Here is a 22185-nt window from a genome sequence, read left to right as displayed (position 1 = left end):
AAAAATAAGTTTAAAATATTATCTCTATTTTTATAAAAACTTTTTTTACAAAAAAATGAAAAACCTCTTTTCTCTATTTTCTTTACTCTTTCTTCTCAACATGAATGCTCAAAACCTTGTCTCCTATGTCAATCCCATGACAGGAACCAAAAACATGGGACATACATTTCCCGGAGCTACAGCTCCTTTCGGAATGGTGCAATTATCTCCTGAAACCAATCAAGAACCTTATGCAAAAGATGGAAAATACAATCCAGAAACCTATCGTTATTGCGTAGGTTATCAGTATGATGACACCACTATTTTCGGGTTTTCTCATACGCATTTTAGTGGTGTTGGTCATTCGGATTTAGGGGATTTTTTGGTGATGCCGACAGTTGGAAAATTAAATTTAGAACCTGGAGATGCTAAAACTCACAAAAGCGGTTATCATTCTCAATATTCACATAAAAATGAAAAAGCAGAAGCTGGATATTATTCGGTTTTGTTGGATGATTATGGAATTAAAGCCGAACTCACTGCATCAGAACGAGTTGGAGTTCATCGTTATACGTTCCCGAAAAGCTCGGAAGCGCATATTATCTTGGACTTGATGTCGAACATTTACAACTATGATGATAAAAACGTTTGGACGTTTGTTCGGGTAGAAGATAATCAAACCATTGTTGGTTATCGTGAAACCACAGGTTGGGCAAGAACTCGCAAAGTATTCTTCGCGATGAAATTTTCGAAGCCATTTAAATCCTATGGCAGAAAACGATACGAAAAGGTTGAATACAACGGGTTCTACAGAAAATTTAATGAAAACGTAAACTTCCCTGAATTTGCTGGAGGAAAAATTAGAGCTTATTTCGATTTTGACACCAACGAAAACGAAGCAATCACGGTTAAATTTGCCTTATCCAATGTTTCTACGGAAGGTGCAATGAAGAATTTGGAGGCAGAAGTTCCACATTGGGATTTTGATAAAGTAAAAACTGAAACTCAAAATAAATGGGAAAAGCAACTCTCAAAAATTGAGGTTGAAATGCTCACTGAGGAGGACAAAAAAGTGTTTTACACTTCTCTTTATCACACGATGATGAGCCCAATTATTTATCAAGATGTGGACGGAAAATATCTCGGTCTGGACCAAAACATTCACGAAGCTAAAGATTTTACCAATTACTCCATCTTTTCGCTTTGGGATACGTATCGCGCTTTGCATCCTTTTTATAATTTAATTGAGAAAAAACGAAATAACGATTTTGTAAAATCGATGTTGGCGCATTATGACCAAAGTGTTCATAAAGCCTTGCCAATTTGGAGTCATTATGCCAACGAAAACTGGTGTATGATTGGTTATCATTCGGTTTCTGTTTTGACAGATGCTGTTGCAAAAAATACTACTGATGCCGATTTAAGTAAAATTATAGGAGCCTCTGTTAATTCTTCCAACCTCAAATATTATGATGGAATTGGCGAGTATTTGAAATTAGGTTACGTTCCTGAAGATAAAAGTGGTTCATCTGTTTCCAAAACTTTGGAATATGCTTATGATGATTGGTGCATTGCACAAATGGCAAAAAAACTGGAAACAAATCTTTAGAAAACGAATATCTAAAACGTTCCGAAAGTTACAAAAACGTTTATGACTCCAAAATAGGTTTTATGCGTCCAAAACTTTCAGACGGAACATTCCGAAAAGAATTTGATCCGATGGATACACATGGACAAGGTTTTATTGAAGGGAATGCTTTTAATTATGGTCTTTATGTTCCACAAAACGTTCCTGATATGATTGAAATGATGGGCGGAAAAGACCAGTTTTCAAAACATTTAGATAAAATTTTCAACACTCCGATTGAAGAAAAATATATCGAAAAAAACGAAGACATTACTCGAGACGGAATTATCGGAAACTACGTACACGGAAACGAACCTGGACATCACATTCCATATCTTTACAACTGGACTAATGACGCTTGGAAAACTCAAAAAACTGTGAGAATGATCCTTAAAGACATGTATCACGATGGTGAAGCTGGATTGTGTGGTAATGATGATGCAGGGCAAATGAGCGCTTGGTATTTGTTTTCAGCTTTAGGATTCTATCCCGTTTTACCGGGCTCTAATGATTATGCTTTGGGTTCGCCTTTGGTGAAATCTGCAAAAGTGAATCTGGATAACGGACACTTTTTAACTGTTAAAACCAAGAATCAGTCGGATAAAAATGTTTATGCAAAAAAAGTGACCATCAACGGAAAAGAAATCAAAAACCATATATTAAAATATGAAGACATCGAAAAAGGTGGCGAATTGGTTTTTGAAATGAGTAGTAAGCCTTAAATTTTCTCTCTTTTAACATAATACCATCCCGATCTATCAAGTTGGGATTTTATTTTTCAAAATCTGACATATTTCACTATCGATCACACTGCCACACTTTTTCACATTAAGTAATTTTGCACTCGAATTTTAAAAACTATTAAAATGTTTGATTGGTTAAGAACTCTTTTACTTCCTATTGAGGAACCTAACATTGTTCAATCGTTGATTTCTATAATGTTAGCAATTGGTTTAGGAATATTTGTAGGACGATTAAAAATTGGAAAAATTACATTTGGTGTATCTGCAGTTATGTTCGCAGGACTTTTTTTGGGACATTTAGGCTATCGAATCGACCACTCCATTTTGGATTTTATTCGGGATTTTGGTTTGATTTTGTTCGTTTATGGAATTGGATTACAAGTTGGACCTTCCTTCTTTTCATCATTCAAAAGTGAAGGACTCAAATTTAATATTCTTGCCGTTTCAACGGTACTTATGGGAGGATTCATCACATTTCTTCTCTTTAAATTTACTGGCTTAAGTATCGAAAATCTCGTAGGTATTATGAGTGGTTCGGTAACCAACACACCTGGATTAGGAGCTGCAAAAAATACGATTGAAGAAATGAGTAAAGCCATGCCTGATCGTACTTTTGATGACCCAACTATTGGTTATGCCATCACCTATCCTCTTGGTGTTTTTGGAATAATTGGGACGATTATTTTATCTAAATTATTATTGAACATTCATCCTGAAACCGAAATGAGAAAATTCAGAATGAATAAAATTAATCGTGAAGAACCTTTGGTTCACAAAAAACTACGTGTTGTTAATCCTGAATTTTTTGGAAAAACACTATTACAAGCGATCAAAGAAAGTGGCCACGAAATTGTAATTTCCAGATTAAAACATTCTGGCGAGACCGCCGTCTTTTCGCCAACGATGGATACTCATCTACAAGACAGAGATGTTTTGATGATTGTTGGTAAAGAAGCTGACCTCGATTCTTTTATCAAATTAATAGGACGTCCATCTACTGACAATTTCATCGAATCTGATTCTGATATTAGTAAGAAAAATATTTTTGTAACTAAGCCTTCGGCTGTACATAAGAAGCTTTCCGAGCTTGACTTGTACAATACTTATGACTTGAAGGTAACAAGAGTTTTCCGTGCAGGTAAAGAAATCATCCCAAGACCAAGTTTGGAATTATTTTATGGTGATATCTTAAGAGTCATCGGAACCGACGAAGCGATTACAGAAGCCGAACAAATCATCGGTAATCAAGAGAAAAAGTTAATTGAACCCGATTTCCTTTCACTTTTCGGAGGATTACTGTTAGGTATAATCGTTGGATCAATTCCATTGATGATTCCTGGACTTCCAACTCCTTTAAAACTTGGATTTGCAGCAGGACCACTTATTGTTGCACTTTTAATTTCGAGATATGGCGGAATATCTTTTATCCACTCTTATATCAACACAGGAGCGATCCATTTCATGAAAGATTTAGGAATCTGTCTATTCTTCGCTGCAGTAGGAATCCATGCCGGTGAAGGTTTTTATGAAAACTTCATTAAATTCAATGGTTGGACATTCTTACTTTATGGTTGCGCGATAACCTTCACTCCATTAATTCTAATGGTGATTGTTGGACGATTTTTTATGAAAATCAATTATCTGCAATTGGCGGGAATCATGAGCGGAAGTTATACCGACCCTGCTGCGCTTTCATTTAGCACCAATTATCTAGAAAGTGATGTTCCAATCCAAAGTTATGCGCAAGTATACCCTTTGGTAACGATATTCAGAATATTTACTGCAAGTCTGTTGATATTGTTACTTACTTAAAAATACAATTACGTATCAGAATAAAAAAACTCGAGATCCAAGGATCTCGAGTTTTTTTTATAAGTAAAGAAAAAGAGAATTATTTTTTCTCTTCTACTGCTGTATCGGGAAATCTCTGTTGAGTAAATTCTCTTGATATGGCTGCTTTTTCGAATTTTAATTTTCCAGAAAGTGTTTCGATAACGATTCCGTCTTCTTGGATCTGAGCTACTCGCCCGTGCAATCCAGAAGTGGTAACTACTCTTTGTCCAACTTTAAGAGTCTCTTGAAAACTCTTTTCTTGTTTTTGTTTTCTCATTTGAGGACGGATCATTAGAAAATAGAATCCGACGAACATTACTGCCATCATCAACATCATCATTGTTCCTCCTCCTTCTTGGGCTGCTTGCAAAAAAATTGTATTTATCATGGTTATTATTTTACTACGTTTGCTGTGAATGTTAATTTAACCGGAATCTGCTCTACGTTAGCATAGATATCCGCATATTTGTTTTGAGTGCCTTCGAAATTAGCTGAATTAAATTTCAAAGTGACATATCCCTTTTGTCCTGGCAAAATAGGGTCTTTCGTAAAATCTGGTGCAGTACATCCGCAACCTGGTTTTACATGAGAAATAATCAGAGGATTTTTCCCTGTGTTGGTGACTTCATATTTGTGCTCGACTTCCTCTCCCTTCTTCACGTCTTTAAAATCGAAGTGATTTTCGGACAATGCTAATGTAGTTAAAGGCTTATCTTGAGCATCTTTGATAAGATCTTCTGGTCTATTAACTGGAGATTCACCAACTGGACCAGGTCCTCTTTCGCTCATCGCATCTCTTAGAGAGTCCTTCAATTCCAATTGCCCTAAATCCTTTTTGTCATTTTTCTCCTTGCATGCACCTAAGCTCAAAAGACCGATTGCACATGCCATGATTAGTTTAGATTTCATAACTTGTCTTTTTAGATTCTATTGGTTTCTTTTATATAATTATCCAAAATCCCGTTCACAAAAATATTAGATTTCTCTGTGGAATAAGCTTTGGAAATTTCAATATATTCATTAATAATCACTCGAGACGGAATCTGTGGAAAGTTATCCAACTCCGAAATGGCAGTAATCAAAATCACCTTATCCATCAAAGAAATTCTTTCCATATCCCAATTCTGGAGTCTTCCCTCCAAGTTCTTTTCTGTAGCTTCAGAATTTTGAATAGTTGTTCTCAATAATTTTTTAGCAAACAATTCATCATCTTCATCTTTAATCATCTTAATCAAAGAATCATTAGCACTGTCTGGCTTGAAGAAACCAATCGTCTTCTGCACCATTGAGTTAGCAATATGAAAATCATCCGCCCAAGTCAACTCTTTTTCTTCAACATTCTCGAAGAAAGTTTGATTTTCTGCTACATAACGCAAAAACAGCTTACCAACAAAACGCTGATCCTCTTCAAAGTTATATCCAGATTCCTGCATGAAATCTTGATACCTTTTACCTGAAATGATTTTACGAAATGTTTTGAGAAGTAAGTCGTCATTGACATCCCAATTGAGTTCCTTATGCTTGCTTGAGAAATACTTTCTTTCTGTATTCTCTTCAATTAACTTAAGAACTTGATTGGAAACAAATTTTTGATTAGGATTGATATCCGCATCAGATTTAATAAATCGGTTTTTTCTGATCTCGATATTATCTTCTGCAACTGCCTTAAGCCCTACTAAAAAATTGAGCTCATAGATATACAAATGATAAATCTTTTCAATTTCAGAAAATAGATTTTTCTCCAGGACTGCCTGAGAAATAGGGTTTTGATAGTAGGAATATATTTTGGCTACTACTTTTTCACGGATCTGTCGTCTTCCTAACATTCAAAGAACTTTTTACGTCGGCAAAGATATAGAATTTTGTTGGATGATGGAAACTCCTGATAAGAAGTTTTGAAACTTTGGCTTAACATAATAATGATTGGCAAACACTTTATTTTAGTTATTTTTGCAAAATATTTCTATTCAAATACAAAAAAATGAACGCACTGAAAACCTTAAATCCATACTTCTGGAAACACAGAATCCTTTTGTTCTGGGGTTTTCTCTTCATTATTGCCAGCAACTTTTTTAATATCTATAAAGTTCAATTTGTAGGAAAATCAGTCGATGAGCTTACTCATAGCAATACGCTTGGATTCAACAAACAGGTGCTTATCTATGTTGCAATTATTGTCGGTTCTTCCCTTTTGACAGGTTTTTTTACTTTCATGATGCGTCAGACCATCATTGTTGCCTCTCGCCGAATCGAATACGAACTAAAAAACAAAATCTACTGGCATTATGAAGAAATGTCATTAACCGATTACAAGAAGACAACCATTGGAGATTTGATGAATCGCTTAAGTGAAGATGTCGTTGCGGTGAGGATGTACCTTGGCCCAGGCGTAATGTATATAGTCAACTTGGTAATCTTGCTCATTATTACAAGTATCTACATGCTTAACACAGATGTCAAAATGACATTGTGGACGCTTTTCCCATTACCTATTCTTTCGTTTTTGATTTACAAGGTAAGTTCTATTATCAACAAAAAATCCAAAAAAGTCCAAAAAAGTCAATCAGATATTTCAACCTTTGTACAAGATAGCTTTTCTGGAATCCGAGTCGTTAAATTCTTTGCAAAAGAGAAATATATTAAGAAAAATTATGGACTTAAGGTTAAAGATTATCAAGACAAATCTTTAGACCTTGCCAAGACCGAAGCGTATTTCTTTACAATTATTCTTTTTGTTATCGGCATATTGTACATTGCCATCCTTTTTATTGGTGGTCAAAAATATGTTGCTGGTGAAATCACCGTTGGGAAAATTGCAGATTTCTTTCTGTACATCAATATCCTAATCTTTCCTTTTTCAATGGTTGGCTGGGTCACCTCGGTTAACCAAAGAGCCGAAGCTTCTATGCAAAGGATTAATGAATTCATGGAAATGAAATCCGAAATCACCAACAAAGCAAACAATTCTATTTCTGTAATAGATGAAATTGAATTTAGAAACGTTTCATACACCTATCCAAATACAGGTATTAAAGCGCTAGACAACCTCAATTTTAAAATAAAAAGAGGAGAAACTTTAGCAATTATGGGCAAGACAGGAAGCGGAAAATCAACGATTGCCCTTTTGCTGTGTCGACTATTAGACCCGACTGAAGGTGAAATCTTGGTCAACGGAAAAAACCTCAAAGATTGGAATCTTGATTCCTATCGCAAACAGATTGGATACGTTCCTCAAGAAAGTTATCTTTTCTCGGATACGATAGCCAATAACATAGGATTCGCTCTCGACAAGGTGGTTAAGGATAAAGTTATTGAATTTGCCAAAAAAGCAGATGTTCACAAAAACATTATTGAGTTCAAAGAGCAATACGACACCATGGTTGGAGAACGGGGCGTCATGCTTTCTGGAGGGCAGAAACAAAGAATCTGTATTGCAAGAGCCCTCATAAAAGAGCCAGAAATAATGATTTTTGACGACTCCCTTTCTGCGTTAGATACAGAAACTGAAGAAAACATTCTTAACAATATCGAGCGTGACTATAGTCAAATGACTTCGATAATTATCACTCACAGAGAGAATAATGCAAGAAAAGCAGATGTAATTCTTCGACTTACGGATGTTGAAGAAAAAGAAGCATCATAATACTTAATTCTTCTAATATTGTTTGAATTTTTGACAAATTATTGATTTTTTTCTTTAATATTAAAAGAAATCTTTTATATTTGTTTGCAAAGATTTTAAAAACAACGTACAATGAGTGACTACAAGGAAAGACGTGAAAATGAAATTTTCACCAAGGTGTTGAAAGCTGGAAGAAGAACCTATTTCTTTGATGTACGCGAAACCAAAGCAGGAGATTATTATCTTACCATTACAGAGAGTAAGAAAATCTTCGGGGAAAATGGAGAGGCATCATTTGAAAAACACAAAATTTATCTCTACAAAGAAGATTTTGCGAGTTTCTCTGAAATGTTTAATGAATCTACCGATTTTATTATTAATGAAAAAGGAGAAGATGTCATTTCGGAAAAGCACGACAAAGATTTCAAATCTCGTTCGTCTTATACAATTGATTCCGACGACGATTTTTAAAGACTATAGCATTCTTATTTCTTAAGGATGCTTTTTTCTTTTACAGCTACATTAGAAAAAGCAAAAAGCACTCATAATGAGTGCTTTTCTTTTGGGTGGATGATGGGTCTCGAACCCACGACCTTCGGAACCACAATCCGACGCTCTAACCAACTGAGCTACAACCACCATTTTGTGGGTGCAAATATACTATTTTCATTGGAATTACAAAATAATTCCATCAAAATTTTTCAAAGCAATTAATTTTTCTGAAGTGAAGCCTTCTGCGTACTTTACTCCTGAAAGTCTTCCCAGATTCTGAGCGCGATATGTGAGGCTCTCTTTGAAGTCTAAAGTTGCGATTGGTGTAATTGGCTCATCAGAACCTGGCTTAAAAAATTGCGAGTCATATGCCATACACAAATCAATCTTCTGTTCCATATAATCAGTGATGTCAATGACAAACTCTGGGACTACATCTTTCCACTGAATATAATTAAAAATATGCTTTGGCCTCCATGCCTGTTGTTGTACACCATCAATTTCAGTCTCGATCTTGATAAGTCCTGACAAAAAACACGCATCAGAAACCAGCTTAGAAGCCTTTGCATGATCTGGATGACGATCATCTATTGCATTAGACAACACCACCTCAGGTTGATACTTCCTGATCATTTTCACAATCCTATATTGGTATTCCTTGGAGTTTTCCAAAAAGCCATCCTCCATATCCAAATTTTCTCTTGCTACAGCTTGCAACATACTTGCAGCCTTTGCTGCCTCATTTGCCCTAATCTCAGAACTTCCTCTTGTCCCTAGTTCGCCTCTGGTGAGATCAATTAGGGCCAAAGATTTACCATCTGCAACCAGTTTTAACAAAGTTCCTCCGCATCCAAGTTCTACATCATCGGGATGCGCCCCGATTGCTAAAATATCTACTTTCATGTTTCAAAGATATTATTTTTTAAAATAAAAGACCTTGCTTTCAAAACAAGGTCTTTCTTTATGACTATTCAATAACAATTGATTATTTATTCATCAACTCTTGGCTCAACTTAACCGCATCCTCATAGGCTGGATTAAGTGTAGCTGCTTTAGCAGCATAATCTTTAGCTTTTGCTAAATCTTTATCTTTCGTATAGTATGCAATTAAGAAATAAGCATAAGATAAAGTTTCTTTCTGTTGAGCTTGTTCAGCCGCTGGTTTTGCCGTTTCTACATCAATATACTTTTGATAATTAGCTTCAGCCAATTCCTGATTTCCTAATTGCTGATAAGCAGCACCTTTAGCATAATAAGAATATGCCCAATCTGGAGAAGCAGCAATCATTTTATCCCAAGTTAATGCAGCTCCGTTCCAGTTTTCAACTTCTTGATATGCCGTTCCCAAATTCACTAAAGATTCAAGATCATTAGGATTAGCCGCCACTTTCTTCTTCAATTCTTCTATTTTAGCATTAGTTGGTCCAGCCTGTGCAGCAGCAACAGATGCTCCTCCACCACCCTGAATTTTCATTAATTCTACATCCCAATCAAAAGTTTGGTCTTTTGCTGCTTTCGCAATACCAATTTTTTGTTTTGCTTCTGCCATTTTTGCGCTTTTGGTTGCAGCATCTTTTTCATCTTTTGCTAAACCAGCAATAATTAGACCTTCTAAACCGCTGTCAGATGGAATCAATTTGCTTTTATCAACCTTACTTACATAATTTTGAAAATTCTGTTGAGCTCCAGCATAATCTTCACTTCCATATTGAATGTATGCACGCAATTTGTATTTAACCGGATCGTTAACTTTATCAAAAACCTTATCTAATACCTCTTTGGAGTTAGCATAGTCCTCATTGATAAAGAACATCTTAGAAATCTCCAATTGTGTATTAGGATCTTCATCAGCATACTTTGCATAGTTGATAAGATCTTTAGTAGCTTCAGCATTCTGCTGATATCTCATATGATACCCAGCAAGAGCTTTGTAAGCTGGTGCATATGTAGGATCCGCAGCAAGAGCCTTATCTAGACTTTCTTTAGCATTTTTCCATACTTGCGCAGCCATCCAAAGAGTTCCCATTCTTGTATAGACAGATGCTTTATTTTTTGCTTTAGGTAGTGCATTATCATATGCTGACATTGCAGAACCAGCAACTTGAGGATTGTTAGTCAATTTCAATCTGTAAGCATCTCCCAAAGTGTAATAGTAATAAGCAGGAACACCATTCTTTTGTTCTCTTTCGATAGCTTTTTCTAAATATGTAACCGCTAAATCTGGATTACTTGCTTTCTCAAACATAGTTAGTGCTTCAGCTGCACGATACAAAACTTCAGAGTCTTTTTCTTTAGATGCTTTAACAATATTTTGAATATCTGTTATTCCAGATTTGTCACCCTTCCCAAGTTTTACAGAAGCTAATCCTATGGCATTAAGGTAATCTTTCTTATCAGCAGCAGCTCCTTTTGTAAAGTAATCCGTAGCTTTTGCAAAATCTGGCTCAAACTGAGTTAAATAAGTGTTCCCTAAATAGAAATAGTTAGCTGCACTTGGACTTTGAGCCACCATATCTTCAAAATTCTTTTTTGCTTTTGCATATTTGTGACTATCTATACTATTGATACCATCTTGCACTGTTTGTGCAAATGCAGTTCCAGCAAAGAAAACCACTGCCAATCCTAAAGATATTTTCTTAGTAACATTCATTATATTAATCATTTTATAGTTGTTTTAAAAATTAGTTTCGAGGTATAATACGCAACTTCCGTTCCAAAATATGACGAAAGTCATTACACCTTATTTCATTTGCACTTCTCTTTTATAAATATTATATCTCTGTAACCCTTCCTTTTGTACGATCATTTGTCCCAAATGAGTACAAGAAAACCTCATGAAACCATTGGCAGGACCGAAGGAAACCTCATTAGTCAGAAAATAAAGCACTCGCGTAAAAGGATATGTCATTTCCTTTAAATTCTGAAAATCATGAGTATATAACTTCCCATCCACCTCAATAGGTAAAATTTTCACTTTCTCTCTTAATAATTCTGACTCTTTGTCATATGGTCGACTAAAAGTATTTAACGCAACAACTCCAATTTTATTTGGGAATTTGTGCAATTCTTCAATAACTTTAGTATTTCCATTGATAATTGAAAACTGCAACTCGGAAGGCTGTTTATTTAATTTCTGAGCAACAAAATTCAGATTACTTGAATTAGTACCATCAAAGATGAATTCAGAATTCTTGGATAACAATCCTTTCTCAATTTCATCCATAGTAATCTTGGTCTTCTCACTATCCTTGGGGACAACAAACAAAACTGCATCTGCAGCAAACTTAGAAGGCTGAAATTTCAGATTGGTCAACCTTTCGTACTCGCTAATCTCCTTCTTAGTCAAATCACGAGACATGATGATGAGTTTATTCTTTCCTTTCAATAAGTCCAAAAAAGCCAAATCCTCTTTCTGAGTAACCACCTTCACATTGACGTCAGGATAATTTATTTTGTACCCATCGGTAAGTGCTTCTGCAACACTTTTAAATGACTCATCGGTAACTAAAGTAAGATCACCCTTATGATAATATGTTGAAGACTCTTTGCCTTTACCACAACCATACAAAAAGACAAGCAAAAACAGCGTACCAACTAACAACAGCCTCATACGTCGGTCTTTTTAAGATTAATCACCGCTCTAATTACACGATAAATTCCATACACTATCATTAAGACCCCAAGCCCTAACGCAATCTGCGGATCCAATTCTGTTAGGAACCAATTTCGTTGAATAATAAATACTCCCAATACTGCATAGCATACACCTGCAGCTAAAGATAACCAATTGAACATACACAAAAGTATAAAAAAATAAAAAAAGAGAATCATTTCTGATCCTCTTTTTTATTGAAATAAAAAATATTTTAGAATTGAATTTCTAATGTGAAAGGAACACTATAGTAAGATCTTACCAGTTCTCCATTCAATTTTGCTGGCTTCCACTTTTTAAGTTTCTTCACAGCTCTTACTGCTTCATCATCGAAATCACGATTCCCTGATTTACCAACTACTTTAACATCAGAAACACTTCCATCTCTTTCAACAACAAACTTAATGTTTGAAGTTAATTTACCTTCATCACCATCAAAGATACTTGTATCAAACTGGCTTCCAAGGAAACTTCTCAAAGCATTCATTCCACCAGGATATTCCGCTTCTTGATCCACCGTCGTATATACCTCATTGGTATTAACTGCAGGTTTTGCTTGAACCGCTGTCCCTTTTCCTGGAGGTGCTGGTGGTGGTGGCGGTGGTGTATAAGCTGCCTTTTTTTCACCTTCTTGATTTTGCAAACCTGTTTGGGTATCCAAAGTCTTAGAAATTGGTGGTGGTGGAGTCTCAACCTTAGGCGCTTTTTTAGGCTCCGGAACAACGTTCTGGATTACCTCAACCTTAGGCTCCTCTTTTGGTGGTGGCGGTGGTGGTGGCGGTTCGTTTTCTTTTGGTTGTTCGAAAATCTCTTCCTTCTCCAAAATATTTGTCAACTTAGCATCTACTTCTTGCTTATCTTTCGCATTCATTTCCTTAATCTTGGTTACAATAAAAGGAGTTAATACAAAAACAATAAACAAAAGAGTGCCAATAACAAATGCTTTTGTCAATATGTTAGGATAGCTTTTTCTTAAATCATAAGCACCATATGCTTTATTACGATTTTCGAATACAATCTCGTCCAAATTAGGAACGTTATCGTAATATTTTTCTTCTGCCATATTATATAATTAATAGGTTCTAACTACTTATGGAGTCTCAGATGCTGCTTTAGGTTGACCAACCTTCTGCTCATAAATAGCTTTTTCCCATGCCTTCAAATCGGTTACCCCATATTGCTCGCTTTTGGTAATGGCCATTTCATCTAAAATATCCACAAAATTCTTATATACTGCATCATCAGTAGGCTTGATAATTACCGTAAATTTGGTAACATCATCTGCTCTACCTTTTGCTTTCTTTATAACCTCTCTAATACCTTCTCTGTCAAAATTGGTTTCGTTAAGGTTGTCAACTGACAAACCAGCTTGATCTTGCTGATGCCAAAACACTCTATTATCCTTACCAATTAAAATAGAAATTGAATTTGAAAGTTTAATCTCTGTATCTGGTGACTTTTGATCTTTCTTTGGTTTCGCTGGAAGACCAAGGTCCATTACGTTAGGTTTACTAAAGGTTGTTGTAAACATGAAGAAGGTAATCAATAAAAAACCTAAGTCCACCATCGGTGTCATGTCAACCCTCGTACTTTGCTTCTTGGAGCGGACCTTGCCGCCCTTCCCGCCTTTCTCTTGTACTTGTACTTCTGCCATTTCTCTTAGATTTTATTCTTGTGTACCAATTTCTTGTGAAGTAATCAACCAAAATTTAAGAAAATCAATATCTCTTAAACCTTCAAATAAATCTTTCACTTTTGGATACTTCGTGTTAACATCACCTTTAATAGCCAATTTGTACTCGCCATTAACGGCTAAACTTTGCTGCACCCAATCAATCAGCTCCTTCTTTGTACTGTCCATAGGAATTCCAGTGGGGCTTTTGTACGCTTTTTGCTGATCTTCTGGCATATCCAGATAGCTCTTTAATTCAGCCATTGGAACACCAACTGCCTGAACTTTTGCAAATGAGGCTTTTTCTTTATCAGTAAAACTCATTCCGTACTTCTGAGACATTTTGTCTAGTAATGCGATCCTTTCAGATGCATTCTCAACAGGTTGGAAATAAAATCTACCATCTGTTGTTGCATTGATCGTCATTAAACTCGCGTCCGGCAGAATTTTCTCTGATATCGAAGTTGGCGGTTTAATGGGCTCTACATCCGGCTTCTTGAACTGTGTAGTCAAGATAAAGAATGTAAGAAGCAACCATGCAACATCACACATCGCCGTCATATCAACAACTACTGGGTGTCTTTTTGGTTTGACTCTCGCCATTTTTTTTAAATTATTTAATTAAACTTCTATGATCTGCTAAAATATTTGCAACAATTTTCTTGCCGAAATTTATTTATTAAATTCCGCAAAAGATTGTTGGATGGACATTGCGATCTCATCGATCTTATAAGTTAATCCATCAATTTTAGAAGTAAAGAAGTTATAAAGGATAATTGCGATAGCAGAAGTACCAATACCTAATGCAGTATTTACAAGTGCTTCTGAGATACCGATGGAAAGTGCAGCTGAGTCAGGTGTACCACCTCCAGAACCTAAAGCGAAGAACGCCTTAATCATCCCGATTACCGTACCAAGTAGTGCAACTAACGTAGCAACTGTACCTAATGTAGAAAGAATCATCATGTTTTTCTCCAACATTGGCATTTCAAGAGTTGTAGCTTCTTCAATTGACTTGTTAAGTGCAGCCATTTTTTGCTCCTTATCCATTGAAGTGTCATTAGCCAAAGCCTTATAAGTAGTAAGTCCTTCTTTAACAACATTACCTACAGTTCCTCTTTGGTTATCACATTCCTCAATAGCTTCATCAACTTTGTTGTGATTAAGAAGACTTCTAACTTTAACTACAAAATTTTCTAGGTTTCCGCTTCCTTTTGCTTTGTTAAGAACGATGAAACGCTCAATAGAAAACACAATTACAGTAATCATAAAAGTAATCAACACTGGTACGATTGTACCACCCATGTAAACAATTCCCATAAAGTTACCTGGACTTAAATCCTTGTGCTCTATGTCTGCAAATTCTACAGATGCTCCAGTAAGACCTTCATTTTTGAAATTACTTGGACTACCTAGTAAAAAAATATAAATTAAGATACCTACTACTAATAAAATAGGTAAAATGACTGCAGGATTAAGACCTCCCGCTTTTTTAGCAACTACTTGCTCCTCGCTGTTTGAAACATTCATTTCCATAATTAAAACTAAATTATAATTGTTATTTTTTTAAAAAACTGGGCGTAAAATAAAGTTAAATTTTTAAATCTCGCAAATATTAAATTATTTGTTAACATAATGTTTACGTTACAATAATTTACGAAAATTAAATTATCATCAATATAATTCTTCAATTTTCACAATATTGCTTGATAAATAATAATCACTAAAAAAATTCAATCAAAACTATCGATAAATTTATTAATTCAGCAATAGTGTAATCCGCTTAATTGAATACTAGAAAACAATATTAATGATTTTTTTTGGAACGACAATTACTTTTTTTGGTAAATTTCCTTCTAATAATTGCTGTATTTTATCATGCTCCAAAGCGATTCTTTCTATCTCTTCTTTTTCTAAATCAGCAGGTAATCTCAACTTAAATCTCATCTTTCCGTTAAAACTCACCGGATACTCAATTTCATCTTCCACTAAGTAGGACACATTAAGCGACGGAAAGTTAGCAAACTCAATGCTATCGCTATGTCCTAATAAAGACCACAACTCTTCACAAATATGTGGTGCATATGGCGAAACAAGAATCGCTAACGGCTCCAAGATTGCTCTCTTGTTACATTTTAATTTTTGCAATTCATTAACGGCAATCATAAACTGAGACACTGAAGTATTAAACGAGAAATTCTCAATATCGTATGTGAATTTCTTAATTAATGTATGCAAAACTTTGTTTTCCTCCTTAGTGGGCTCATCCTCAGATACTTCAAAAACATCACCATTAAAATAAAGATTATAGAACTTCTTCAAAAATCCGTAAACCCCACTTAATCCTTGGGTATTCCACGGTTTTGATTGCTCCAAAGGCCCTAAAAACATTTCGTACAACCTCAAACAATCTGCACCGTATTCTTCACAAATATCATCTGGATTAACGACATTATGAGTTCTTTTTGACATTTTATCAACTTCACGCTCAACTATATATTTACCATTTTCAAGAATAAATTCAGCGTTTTTAAATTCTGGTCGCCAATTTTTCAAAGATTCAATATCCAATTCGTCATTTCCTTTAATCATTGAAATATCGACTGGAATACGTTGAGTTTGATATTCCGAAGCTAAATTCTTTGAAACAATCTTATTTGTGCCATCAATCCTAAATATTAGTGCGCTATAACCCAAAATCATCCCTTGGTTAATCAGCTTCTTGAAAGGTTCTTCTTGATTAATGTAACCTCGATCCTTTAAGAACATATTCCAAAAACGTGAGTACAATAGATGTCCTGTAGCGTGCTCGCTTCCTCCGATATATAAGTCAACTTGTCCCCAATAATCAGAATTTCGTTTGTCACAAAACTCATGGATATTATTTGGATCCATATATCTCAAGAAGTACCAAGAACTTCCAGCCCAACCTGGCATTGTAGAAAGTTCAATAGGGAAAACGGTTTTTTCATCAATTAAATCAACGGAAACCACTTTTGAGTTAGTCTCATCCCAAGCAAAATCCTTAGCATTCCCCAAAGGTGGGTCTCCATCTTCGGTTGGTAAATACTTTTCAACTTCTGGCAACTCCAATGGCAAAGCCGAAAGAGGCAACGTGTAAGGCATTCCGTCTTTATAATATACCGGAACTGGTTCTCCCCAATATCTCTGACGTGAAAAAATTGCATCACGTTGTCTGTAGTTGGTTGTTCCATATCCTATTCCTTTACTTTCGATAGCTTCAATTATTTTAGCTTTGGCTTCATTGTAATTCAAACCATTTAAAAAATCTGAATTCACGCAAACCGAATCTTTAGAATCATAAGACTCTTCCTGAATATCCTGATCGTTTTCGATGACATTAATAATCTCCAAACCGATTTTTTTCGCAAAACGATGATCTCTTTCGTCATGAGCTGGAACCGCCATTACCGCACCTGTTCCGTAACCCATCAACACATAATCGGAAATATAAATAGGAATTTCTTTCCCTGTAAAAGGATTGATGGCATAACTTCCCGTAAACGCTCCAGAAACAGATTTAACATCTGCCATTCTATCTCTTTCGGTTTTTTTAGAAGTTTGTTCAATATAAGCATCAACCTCAGCTTTTTGTTCTGGCGAAGTTAATTTTTCCACCAAAGGATTTTCTGGCGCCAACACCATAAAAGTCGCTCCAAAAATCGTATCAGGACGCGTAGTAAAAACCTCGATATAATTGTTGGTTGCTGGTTGTTGGTTGTCAGAAGTCTCGTGTCTCGTGTCTTGAATTTCGAATCTAACACTCGCTCCTTGAGATTTACCAATCCAATATTCTTGAGAATCCTTCAAAGGTTGTGGCCAGTCAATATTATTAAGTCCTTGCAATAATCTTTCGGAATAGGCCGTAATTCTCATGCTCCATTGCATCATTTTCTTCTGAAATACCGGATAACCACCACGTTCAGACTTTCCATCTTTAACCTCATCATTAGCTAAAACAGTTCCTAATGCGGGACACCAATTTACAGTTGTCTCAGCACGGAAAGCCAAACGATAATTCAACAAAATATCTTGTTTATCCAATTCAGGAGCTTCTTTCCATTCTTCAGCGGTAAAACTAAGTGACTCCGTTTGAATTGCATTTAAATTTTCCGTTCCAAATTTTTCGAAGTGGTCGATAAGCGTTGAGATCGGTTCTGCTTTATCCGTATCTTTATTATACCAAGAATGGAATAATTCAATAAAAATCCATTGCGTCCATTTATAATATGATGCATCTGATGTTCTTACTTCCCTGCTCCAATCAAATGAAAATCCAATTCTACGAAGTTGCTCTTCGTATCTTGTGATATTTTGTTCGGTTGTAATCGCAGGATGTTGACCAGTTTGTATTGCATATTGTTCTGCAGGAAGCCCAAAAGAATCGTACCCAATCGGATGCAAAACATTGAAACCTTGGTGTCTTTTGAACCTTGCATAAATATCCGATGCAATATATCCTAACGGATGTCCAACATGAAGTCCTGCCCCGGAAGGATAAGGAAACATATCTAAAACATAAAATTTCGGTTTCGGCACTTCGGTTTCGCTTATTGTAACATCGGAAGTTTTATACGTTTTATTTTCTTCCCAATATTGCTGCCACTTTTTCTCTATCTGCTTATGATCGTAGAACATTCTCTATAAATTTAACTTTGAAAAAAATTAATGTAATTGATTTTGAATTTTCAAATTTAAGGTTTTGAAATGAAAAATCCCCATCTGAAAAGATGAGGATTATAATATTATTAAGGTGGATGTACAATTATTGAACTTTAACCAACGTATAGGTCTGTGATTCGTAGGTCTTGGTAATAATTGGAGCCATTGAATCATCAACAATGATTTCCTCAATTTTAAGATTCATTGTAGTGTCAGTAATATCCATCGCTTCTCCATTATCTACCTCTGTTAGATATGTAATAACTACTTTCCCAGTTGTATTGTCATAAGTATAACTGAAGTTCTTATTGGTGAACTCATAACAAGTCGTTCCAAATGTCTTATAAGTAGTAATATTTCCTGTCATATCACTATTGAAGGTATATCTTGACTGCTTTTGGCAATCGTCATAAATATAGGTTTCAGAATCCGTCGTTTCATCATTATATACTATATTTTCTACCATTTTTGTTGGTGCCCAAACTCCTACGATTGATTTTCTCTCGACCGTTTCGTCAACATTATCACAACTTACTGCAATAAAAAAAAGGGCTATAAAGGCTAGTAATAATTTTTTCATAATGCTATTTTACAGGTAAATTTATCAATTTTTCTTAAAGAACCTAATATGTCCTCAAAAAATCTTTGCCTTGCAAATATAATTATTTTATGTAATAAATCATCACCTTGAAGTTTTCATTAAAATATCTTTGGATTGGCATCATTTTTTATTCTATTTTCACAAAAACATTAAAGAACTATCTTTGCAAAAAAAATCTTTGAGACCCGAAGTTTCCATTATCACTCCGTGCTACAATAGCTCCAAGTTTCTTCCAGAAACAATTGCATCTGTTATTGGTCAAACCTTTCCTAATTGGGAATGGGTGATTACCGATGACAAATCTTCTGACCATTCTGTAGAAATCATTAAGAATCAGAATGATTCTCGCATTATATTAATTGAAGCGGAGAAAAACGGTGGAGCTGGTCATGCAAGAAATTTATCTTTGCAGAAAGCCTCGGGCAGATACATTACTTTTTTGGATGCAGACGATTTTTGGGAGCCACACTTTTTGGAAGAAATGATTGGCTTCATGAAAAATCACAACGCAGAATTAGCTTACTCTAATTACGCTCGTTGTAATGACGACCTAATTCCTCAGATTGAAGATTTCAAAGCAGATACCATAGTTACATTTAATAATCTGCTCAAAACTTGCCGTCTATCCTTACTTTCTTCTATGTATGATTCTCAAAGGGTCGGAAAAGAATTTTTCCCAGTAGGAAGCAAACGAGAAGACCATGTGATGTGGCTTAATCTTCTGAAGAAAATTCCGGAAGGAAAACCCCTCCCAAAAACAATGGCCAAATATCGTATGCATGCCACTAGCGTATCTCGAAAAAAGAAAAATATTGTCATAGACCAATATCTCGTTTACAAAGATTATATGAATTTCTCCACGGTCAAATCTTTATATTACACCGCAACTTGGGCTTTCAATGGATTCAAAAAGTATTCGAAGTTTTTTAATTAAAAGAATAATCATCACCCTTTCCTAGTTAGCTTTCCTAAAAAGAAAATCCTTTAGAAACCACTAAGACTGGTAATCTCCAAAAATATATTGAACAATGAGTTCAGACGAGTTAGGTTGCGTCATCACAAATTGTTCTGCTCGTTTTCCCATGTCACTCAGCAAATCTTTTTGATGCAACAGTTTTAAAACAAATTCTGAAGCTTCAATTTCATTTTCAAAAGCTTTTCCTCCGTTCTCTTGAATCAGGCCATCAGCTTCGGGATTTTTTTTGTATTTATTTCCAAAAATCACGGGAATGCCAAAAACCGCAGCTTCTAAAATGTTGTGCAATCCTTTATCGTGAAATCCGCCTCCAACAACTGCAATATCTGCATAAGAATAAATCTTGCTTAGAAGCCCAATGCAATCAATAATAAGAACTTTGGAATGAAGGTCAGAGTTTTGATCCTTTAACTTACTATACAGAATTGAATTTGGCGTCTTTTTCTGAATCTCTCCAACCCTCTTCAAATCATGGGGAGCGATGACAATTTTGGTATCTGTTGATTGCTGAGAAATTTGGAGTGCAATATTTTCTTCCGCTTCCCAAGAGCTTCCTAGGACAAGCAATGGATGAGCTCCTTTGAATTCTTCGATATAATCAACATCATTATTTCGGTTTCTTATTTGTTTCACCCTGTCAAATCTTGTATCTCCAGTTACTGACGAATTCACCAATCCTAAACTTTTTGCAAGTCGCTCAGATTTCTGAGTTTGATGAAAGAACCAATCAACATTTTTCTGAAGTTGTTGAAGAAACCAATCTCCGTAAGATTTATTAAAAATTTGAGACTCATAAAAAAGCGCAGAAATCACATAAGTCCTAACATTATCATTCTTCAATTGTTCCAAAAGATTGTACCAGTAATCATATTTTACTGTAAAGAAAATTTCTGTCGAAAAAAGTGAGGTAAAATTGTTAACCTCTTTTCTAAAATCAAATGGCAAATAACAAATTGCATCAGCAATATGATTTTTCTTGACCACATTTTCATATCCTGAAGGCGAAAAAAAAGTGACTAAAATTTTATAGTCGGGAAACTTTGCCTTTAACTTTTCTAAAACAGGAAGTCCTTGTTCATACTCTCCCAAACTTGCAGCATGCATCCATATGACTTTATCAGTTGGACTCAAGTGAGAAGAAACTACTTTAAAACTTTGTTTTCTTCCTTGGACACCCGATTTCAGTTTCTTATTAAACAGCGCACCAACTCTCATTCCGAAAGCCATTAAGTGAACCAATATGTTATAAAAAAAATGCACGTCAACTCAAAATTAAACTAAAACCCCCTCTTCTTCTGTCCGAGAACTCGAAACCACCAAAAATTCTAAATCATGTTCTCCAAGATTTGAAATTTGATGTCTTTTCATAGCAGACACAGTCAATCCCTCTCCTTTTTTTAAAACAATTAAATCTCCTTCCAAAACAAAACTGGCTTCCCCTGAAAGAATGTAAAAAAATTGTTGAGCCTTCTCATGATAATGAGGTGCTTCCGACGTTTTCGAAGGCATTAGCTCCTGTTTGACAACAAGATTTTCTGAGTCGCTTAATATCCAGGAATCGCAATTGTTTCCCCAAATATAATGTGCTGAATTTTCTTTTGATTTTATCATTTTCGCTCCAATTACTTTCTTAACAAAACGTGTAATCCGTCTCTAATCGGGATGATGACACTTTCGAAATCGTCATCTCGTGCGATCATATCATTGAGTTCCTTAATAACCTGAGTCGATTTCAGTTTCGGGTTTTCTTCCAAAACTTTTCCATACCATAATACATTATCAAATAGGACTAGAGAACCCGACTTTGTTTTTGGTTTTATTTTTTTGAAATATTCGATATAATTTCCTTTATCTGCATCAATAAAAACCAAATCGAAGACCTCATCGGTATTATCTAAGTAATCCAAAGCATTCTCCAGACGAAAATCTATCTGAGAAGAAAAATCGCTTTCTGCAAAATATTTTTTGGGCAAATACGCCAAATCCTCATTGATATCCAATGTCGTAATCTTCCCTTCTTTCTGTAATCCTTCTGCAAGACAAAGTGTAGCATAGCCAGTAAATGTCCCGATTTCGAGGATGGATTTTGGCTGTTTCAATTTGGACAAAATACTTAAAAGTCTCCCTTGCTGGTACCCAGAAATCATGTGTGGCTGCGTCGTTTTTTGATAAGTTTCTTTACGAAGTCTTTTCAAAATCTCTGGTTCAGTCGAAGCGTGATTATCAATATAGACATCCATTTCTGGAAGCTGTTCTTCAAAATAACTCATAATCTTGGTGAGGATAATTTTCCAAATTTACATAA

Annotated in this window: 20 protein-coding genes, 1 tRNA gene and 1 pseudogene; 5 read left to right on the top strand and 17 right to left on the bottom strand. The window is 35.3% G+C overall.

Features of this window, described 5'->3' with window-relative positions; genetic code table 11:
• The first annotated feature begins 55 nt into the window (after positions 1-55).
• Together AC4AGG_RS03780 and AC4AGG_RS03775 are read left to right on the top strand one after the other, a co-directional pair.
• Positions 56-2328 (top strand): annotated as a pseudogene (locus AC4AGG_RS03780) (GH92 family glycosyl hydrolase).
• Positions 2329-2472: 144 nt separating this feature from the next.
• Positions 2473-4161, top strand: a complete 1689-nt coding sequence (locus tag AC4AGG_RS03775; protein ID WP_489770651.1) for a putative transporter — start codon at positions 2473-2475, stop codon at positions 4159-4161.
• Positions 4162-4240: 79 nt separating this feature from the next.
• Here the strand turns inward: AC4AGG_RS03775 and yajC are convergent, their stop codons facing one another.
• From yajC to nusB, 3 genes are read right to left on the bottom strand one after another with little or no spacing between them, the layout of a single operon-like run.
• Positions 4241-4570, bottom strand: a complete 330-nt coding sequence (yajC, locus tag AC4AGG_RS03770; protein ID WP_489770650.1) for a preprotein translocase subunit YajC — start codon at positions 4568-4570, stop codon at positions 4241-4243.
• A gap of 5 nt (positions 4571-4575) precedes the next feature.
• Entirely contained in the window at positions 4576-5091 is a 516-nt protein-coding gene (locus AC4AGG_RS03765) for a DUF1573 domain-containing protein (RefSeq protein WP_489770649.1), read from the bottom strand.
• 11 nt (positions 5092-5102) lie between these two features.
• Entirely contained in the window at positions 5103-6008 is a 906-nt protein-coding gene (gene nusB, locus AC4AGG_RS03760) for a transcription antitermination factor NusB (RefSeq protein WP_489770648.1), read from the bottom strand.
• A 155-nt stretch (positions 6009-6163) separates the two neighbouring features.
• On the opposite strand from nusB, the gene AC4AGG_RS03755 reads away from it, so the two are divergent.
• Positions 6164-7825: an ABC transporter ATP-binding protein gene (locus AC4AGG_RS03755; RefSeq protein ID WP_489770647.1), complete on the top strand. Its 1662-nt coding sequence runs from the start codon at positions 6164-6166 to the stop codon at positions 7823-7825.
• A gap of 111 nt (positions 7826-7936) precedes the next feature.
• Complete coding sequence (locus AC4AGG_RS03750) at positions 7937-8275, top strand: DUF3276 family protein (RefSeq protein WP_489770646.1); 339 nt, start codon at positions 7937-7939, stop codon at positions 8273-8275.
• A 94-nt stretch (positions 8276-8369) separates the two neighbouring features.
• On the opposite strand, the gene AC4AGG_RS03745 is transcribed toward AC4AGG_RS03750, so the two are convergent.
• The 11 genes from AC4AGG_RS03745 to AC4AGG_RS03695 form a co-directional block, all read right to left on the bottom strand.
• Positions 8370-8443: transfer RNA gene (locus tag AC4AGG_RS03745), tRNA-His, on the bottom strand.
• Between the two features lie 36 nt (positions 8444-8479).
• On the bottom strand, positions 8480-9199 hold the full coding sequence (gene bshB1 / locus AC4AGG_RS03740; protein WP_489770645.1) for a bacillithiol biosynthesis deacetylase BshB1: 720 nt from the start codon (positions 9197-9199) through the stop codon (positions 8480-8482).
• An 82-nt stretch (positions 9200-9281) separates the two neighbouring features.
• Positions 9282-10958, bottom strand: a complete 1677-nt coding sequence (locus AC4AGG_RS03735) for a tetratricopeptide repeat protein (RefSeq protein ID WP_489770644.1) — start codon at positions 10956-10958, stop codon at positions 9282-9284.
• 78 nt (positions 10959-11036) lie between these two features.
• The gene (locus AC4AGG_RS03730) at positions 11037-11906 is read right to left on the bottom strand and encodes a PstS family phosphate ABC transporter substrate-binding protein (protein ID WP_489770643.1); all 870 of its coding nucleotides are present in this window, start codon (positions 11904-11906) and stop codon (positions 11037-11039) included.
• On the bottom strand, positions 11903-12091 hold the full coding sequence (locus AC4AGG_RS03725) for a C4-dicarboxylate ABC transporter (RefSeq protein WP_489770642.1): 189 nt from the start codon (positions 12089-12091) through the stop codon (positions 11903-11905). The genes AC4AGG_RS03730 and AC4AGG_RS03725 overlap by 4 nt, the downstream gene beginning before the upstream one ends.
• Positions 12092-12162: 71 nt before the next feature.
• Positions 12163-13011, bottom strand: coding sequence for an energy transducer TonB (locus AC4AGG_RS03720; RefSeq protein ID WP_489770641.1), 849 nt, complete (start codon positions 13009-13011; stop codon positions 12163-12165).
• 27 nt (positions 13012-13038) lie between these two features.
• The gene (locus tag AC4AGG_RS03715; protein WP_489770640.1) at positions 13039-13602 is read right to left on the bottom strand and encodes an ExbD/TolR family protein; all 564 of its coding nucleotides are present in this window, start codon (positions 13600-13602) and stop codon (positions 13039-13041) included.
• 12 nt (positions 13603-13614) lie between these two features.
• Positions 13615-14223 carry an ExbD/TolR family protein gene (locus AC4AGG_RS03710; protein WP_489770639.1) on the bottom strand — a complete coding sequence of 203 codons (609 nt, stop codon included), beginning with the start codon at positions 14221-14223 and terminating at the stop codon, positions 13615-13617.
• Between the two features lie 69 nt (positions 14224-14292).
• On the bottom strand, positions 14293-15156 hold the full coding sequence (locus tag AC4AGG_RS03705) for a MotA/TolQ/ExbB proton channel family protein (RefSeq protein ID WP_489770638.1): 864 nt from the start codon (positions 15154-15156) through the stop codon (positions 14293-14295).
• A 258-nt stretch (positions 15157-15414) separates the two neighbouring features.
• Positions 15415-18279: a leucine--tRNA ligase gene (gene leuS, locus AC4AGG_RS03700; RefSeq protein ID WP_489770637.1), complete on the bottom strand. Its 2865-nt coding sequence runs from the start codon at positions 18277-18279 to the stop codon at positions 15415-15417.
• Positions 18280-18406: 127 nt separating this feature from the next.
• Positions 18407-18883, bottom strand: coding sequence for a DUF5004 domain-containing protein (locus tag AC4AGG_RS03695; RefSeq protein WP_489770636.1), 477 nt, complete (start codon positions 18881-18883; stop codon positions 18407-18409).
• A 184-nt stretch (positions 18884-19067) separates the two neighbouring features.
• Between AC4AGG_RS03695 and AC4AGG_RS03690 the strand changes: the two genes are divergently transcribed.
• Positions 19068-19838 (top strand): glycosyltransferase family 2 protein, encoded by a 771-nt coding sequence (locus tag AC4AGG_RS03690; protein WP_489770635.1) that lies wholly within the window; start codon positions 19068-19070, stop codon positions 19836-19838.
• Positions 19839-19898: 60 nt separating this feature from the next.
• On the opposite strand, the gene AC4AGG_RS03685 is transcribed toward AC4AGG_RS03690, so the two are convergent.
• Genes AC4AGG_RS03685 through AC4AGG_RS03675 form a run of 3 tightly spaced genes read right to left on the bottom strand, consistent with a single transcriptional unit; the run spans position 19899 to position 22150 of the window.
• On the bottom strand, positions 19899-21107 hold the full coding sequence (locus tag AC4AGG_RS03685; RefSeq protein ID WP_489770634.1) for a 3-deoxy-D-manno-octulosonic acid transferase: 1209 nt from the start codon (positions 21105-21107) through the stop codon (positions 19899-19901).
• Between the two features lie 45 nt (positions 21108-21152).
• Positions 21153-21491, bottom strand: a complete 339-nt coding sequence (locus AC4AGG_RS03680) for a cupin domain-containing protein (protein WP_489770633.1) — start codon at positions 21489-21491, stop codon at positions 21153-21155.
• An 11-nt stretch (positions 21492-21502) separates the two neighbouring features.
• Positions 21503-22150 (bottom strand): O-methyltransferase, encoded by a 648-nt coding sequence (locus AC4AGG_RS03675; RefSeq protein ID WP_489770632.1) that lies wholly within the window; start codon positions 22148-22150, stop codon positions 21503-21505.
• Between the last annotated feature and the right edge of the window lie 35 nt (positions 22151-22185).

The sequence above is a fragment of the Chryseobacterium sp. CG10_8 genome, assembly GCF_058117085.1.
Note: the sequence above shows the minus strand (reverse complement) of the source record. Positions and strands in the feature narration are given on the sequence as shown.

Bases quoted from the DNA above. Each gene is read 5' to 3' on its own strand.
- AC4AGG_RS03765 (WP_489770649.1), bottom strand. From the start codon at position 5,091: ATGAAATCTAAACTAATCATGGCATGTGCAATCGGTCTTTTGAGCTTA.
- yajC (WP_489770650.1), bottom strand. From the start codon at position 4,570: ATGATAAATACAATTTTTTTGCAAGCAGCCCAAGAAGGAGGAGGAACA.
- AC4AGG_RS03710 (WP_489770639.1), bottom strand. From the start codon at position 14,223: ATGGCGAGAGTCAAACCAAAAAGACACCCAGTAGTTGTTGATATGACG.
- AC4AGG_RS03705 (WP_489770638.1), bottom strand. From the start codon at position 15,156: ATGGAAATGAATGTTTCAAACAGCGAGGAGCAAGTAGTTGCTAAAAAA.
- AC4AGG_RS03685 (WP_489770634.1), bottom strand. From the start codon at position 21,107: ATGGCTTTCGGAATGAGAGTTGGTGCGCTGTTTAATAAGAAACTGAAA.
- nusB (WP_489770648.1), bottom strand. From the start codon at position 6,008: ATGTTAGGAAGACGACAGATCCGTGAAAAAGTAGTAGCCAAAATATAT.
- AC4AGG_RS03680 (WP_489770633.1), bottom strand. From the start codon at position 21,491: ATGATAAAATCAAAAGAAAATTCAGCACATTATATTTGGGGAAACAAT.
- AC4AGG_RS03775 (WP_489770651.1), top strand. From the start codon at position 2,473: ATGTTTGATTGGTTAAGAACTCTTTTACTTCCTATTGAGGAACCTAAC.
- AC4AGG_RS03720 (WP_489770641.1), bottom strand. From the start codon at position 13,011: ATGGCAGAAGAAAAATATTACGATAACGTTCCTAATTTGGACGAGATT.
- AC4AGG_RS03675 (WP_489770632.1), bottom strand. From the start codon at position 22,150: ATGAGTTATTTTGAAGAACAGCTTCCAGAAATGGATGTCTATATTGAT.
- bshB1 (WP_489770645.1), bottom strand. From the start codon at position 9,199: ATGAAAGTAGATATTTTAGCAATCGGGGCGCATCCCGATGATGTAGAA.
- AC4AGG_RS03730 (WP_489770643.1), bottom strand. From the start codon at position 11,906: ATGAGGCTGTTGTTAGTTGGTACGCTGTTTTTGCTTGTCTTTTTGTAT.
- AC4AGG_RS03695 (WP_489770636.1), bottom strand. From the start codon at position 18,883: ATGAAAAAATTATTACTAGCCTTTATAGCCCTTTTTTTTATTGCAGTA.
- AC4AGG_RS03715 (WP_489770640.1), bottom strand. From the start codon at position 13,602: ATGGCAGAAGTACAAGTACAAGAGAAAGGCGGGAAGGGCGGCAAGGTC.
- AC4AGG_RS03725 (WP_489770642.1), bottom strand. From the start codon at position 12,091: ATGTTCAATTGGTTATCTTTAGCTGCAGGTGTATGCTATGCAGTATTG.
- AC4AGG_RS03755 (WP_489770647.1), top strand. From the start codon at position 6,164: ATGAACGCACTGAAAACCTTAAATCCATACTTCTGGAAACACAGAATC.
- AC4AGG_RS03750 (WP_489770646.1), top strand. From the start codon at position 7,937: ATGAGTGACTACAAGGAAAGACGTGAAAATGAAATTTTCACCAAGGTG.
- AC4AGG_RS03735 (WP_489770644.1), bottom strand. From the start codon at position 10,958: ATGATTAATATAATGAATGTTACTAAGAAAATATCTTTAGGATTGGCA.
- leuS (WP_489770637.1), bottom strand. From the start codon at position 18,279: ATGTTCTACGATCATAAGCAGATAGAGAAAAAGTGGCAGCAATATTGG.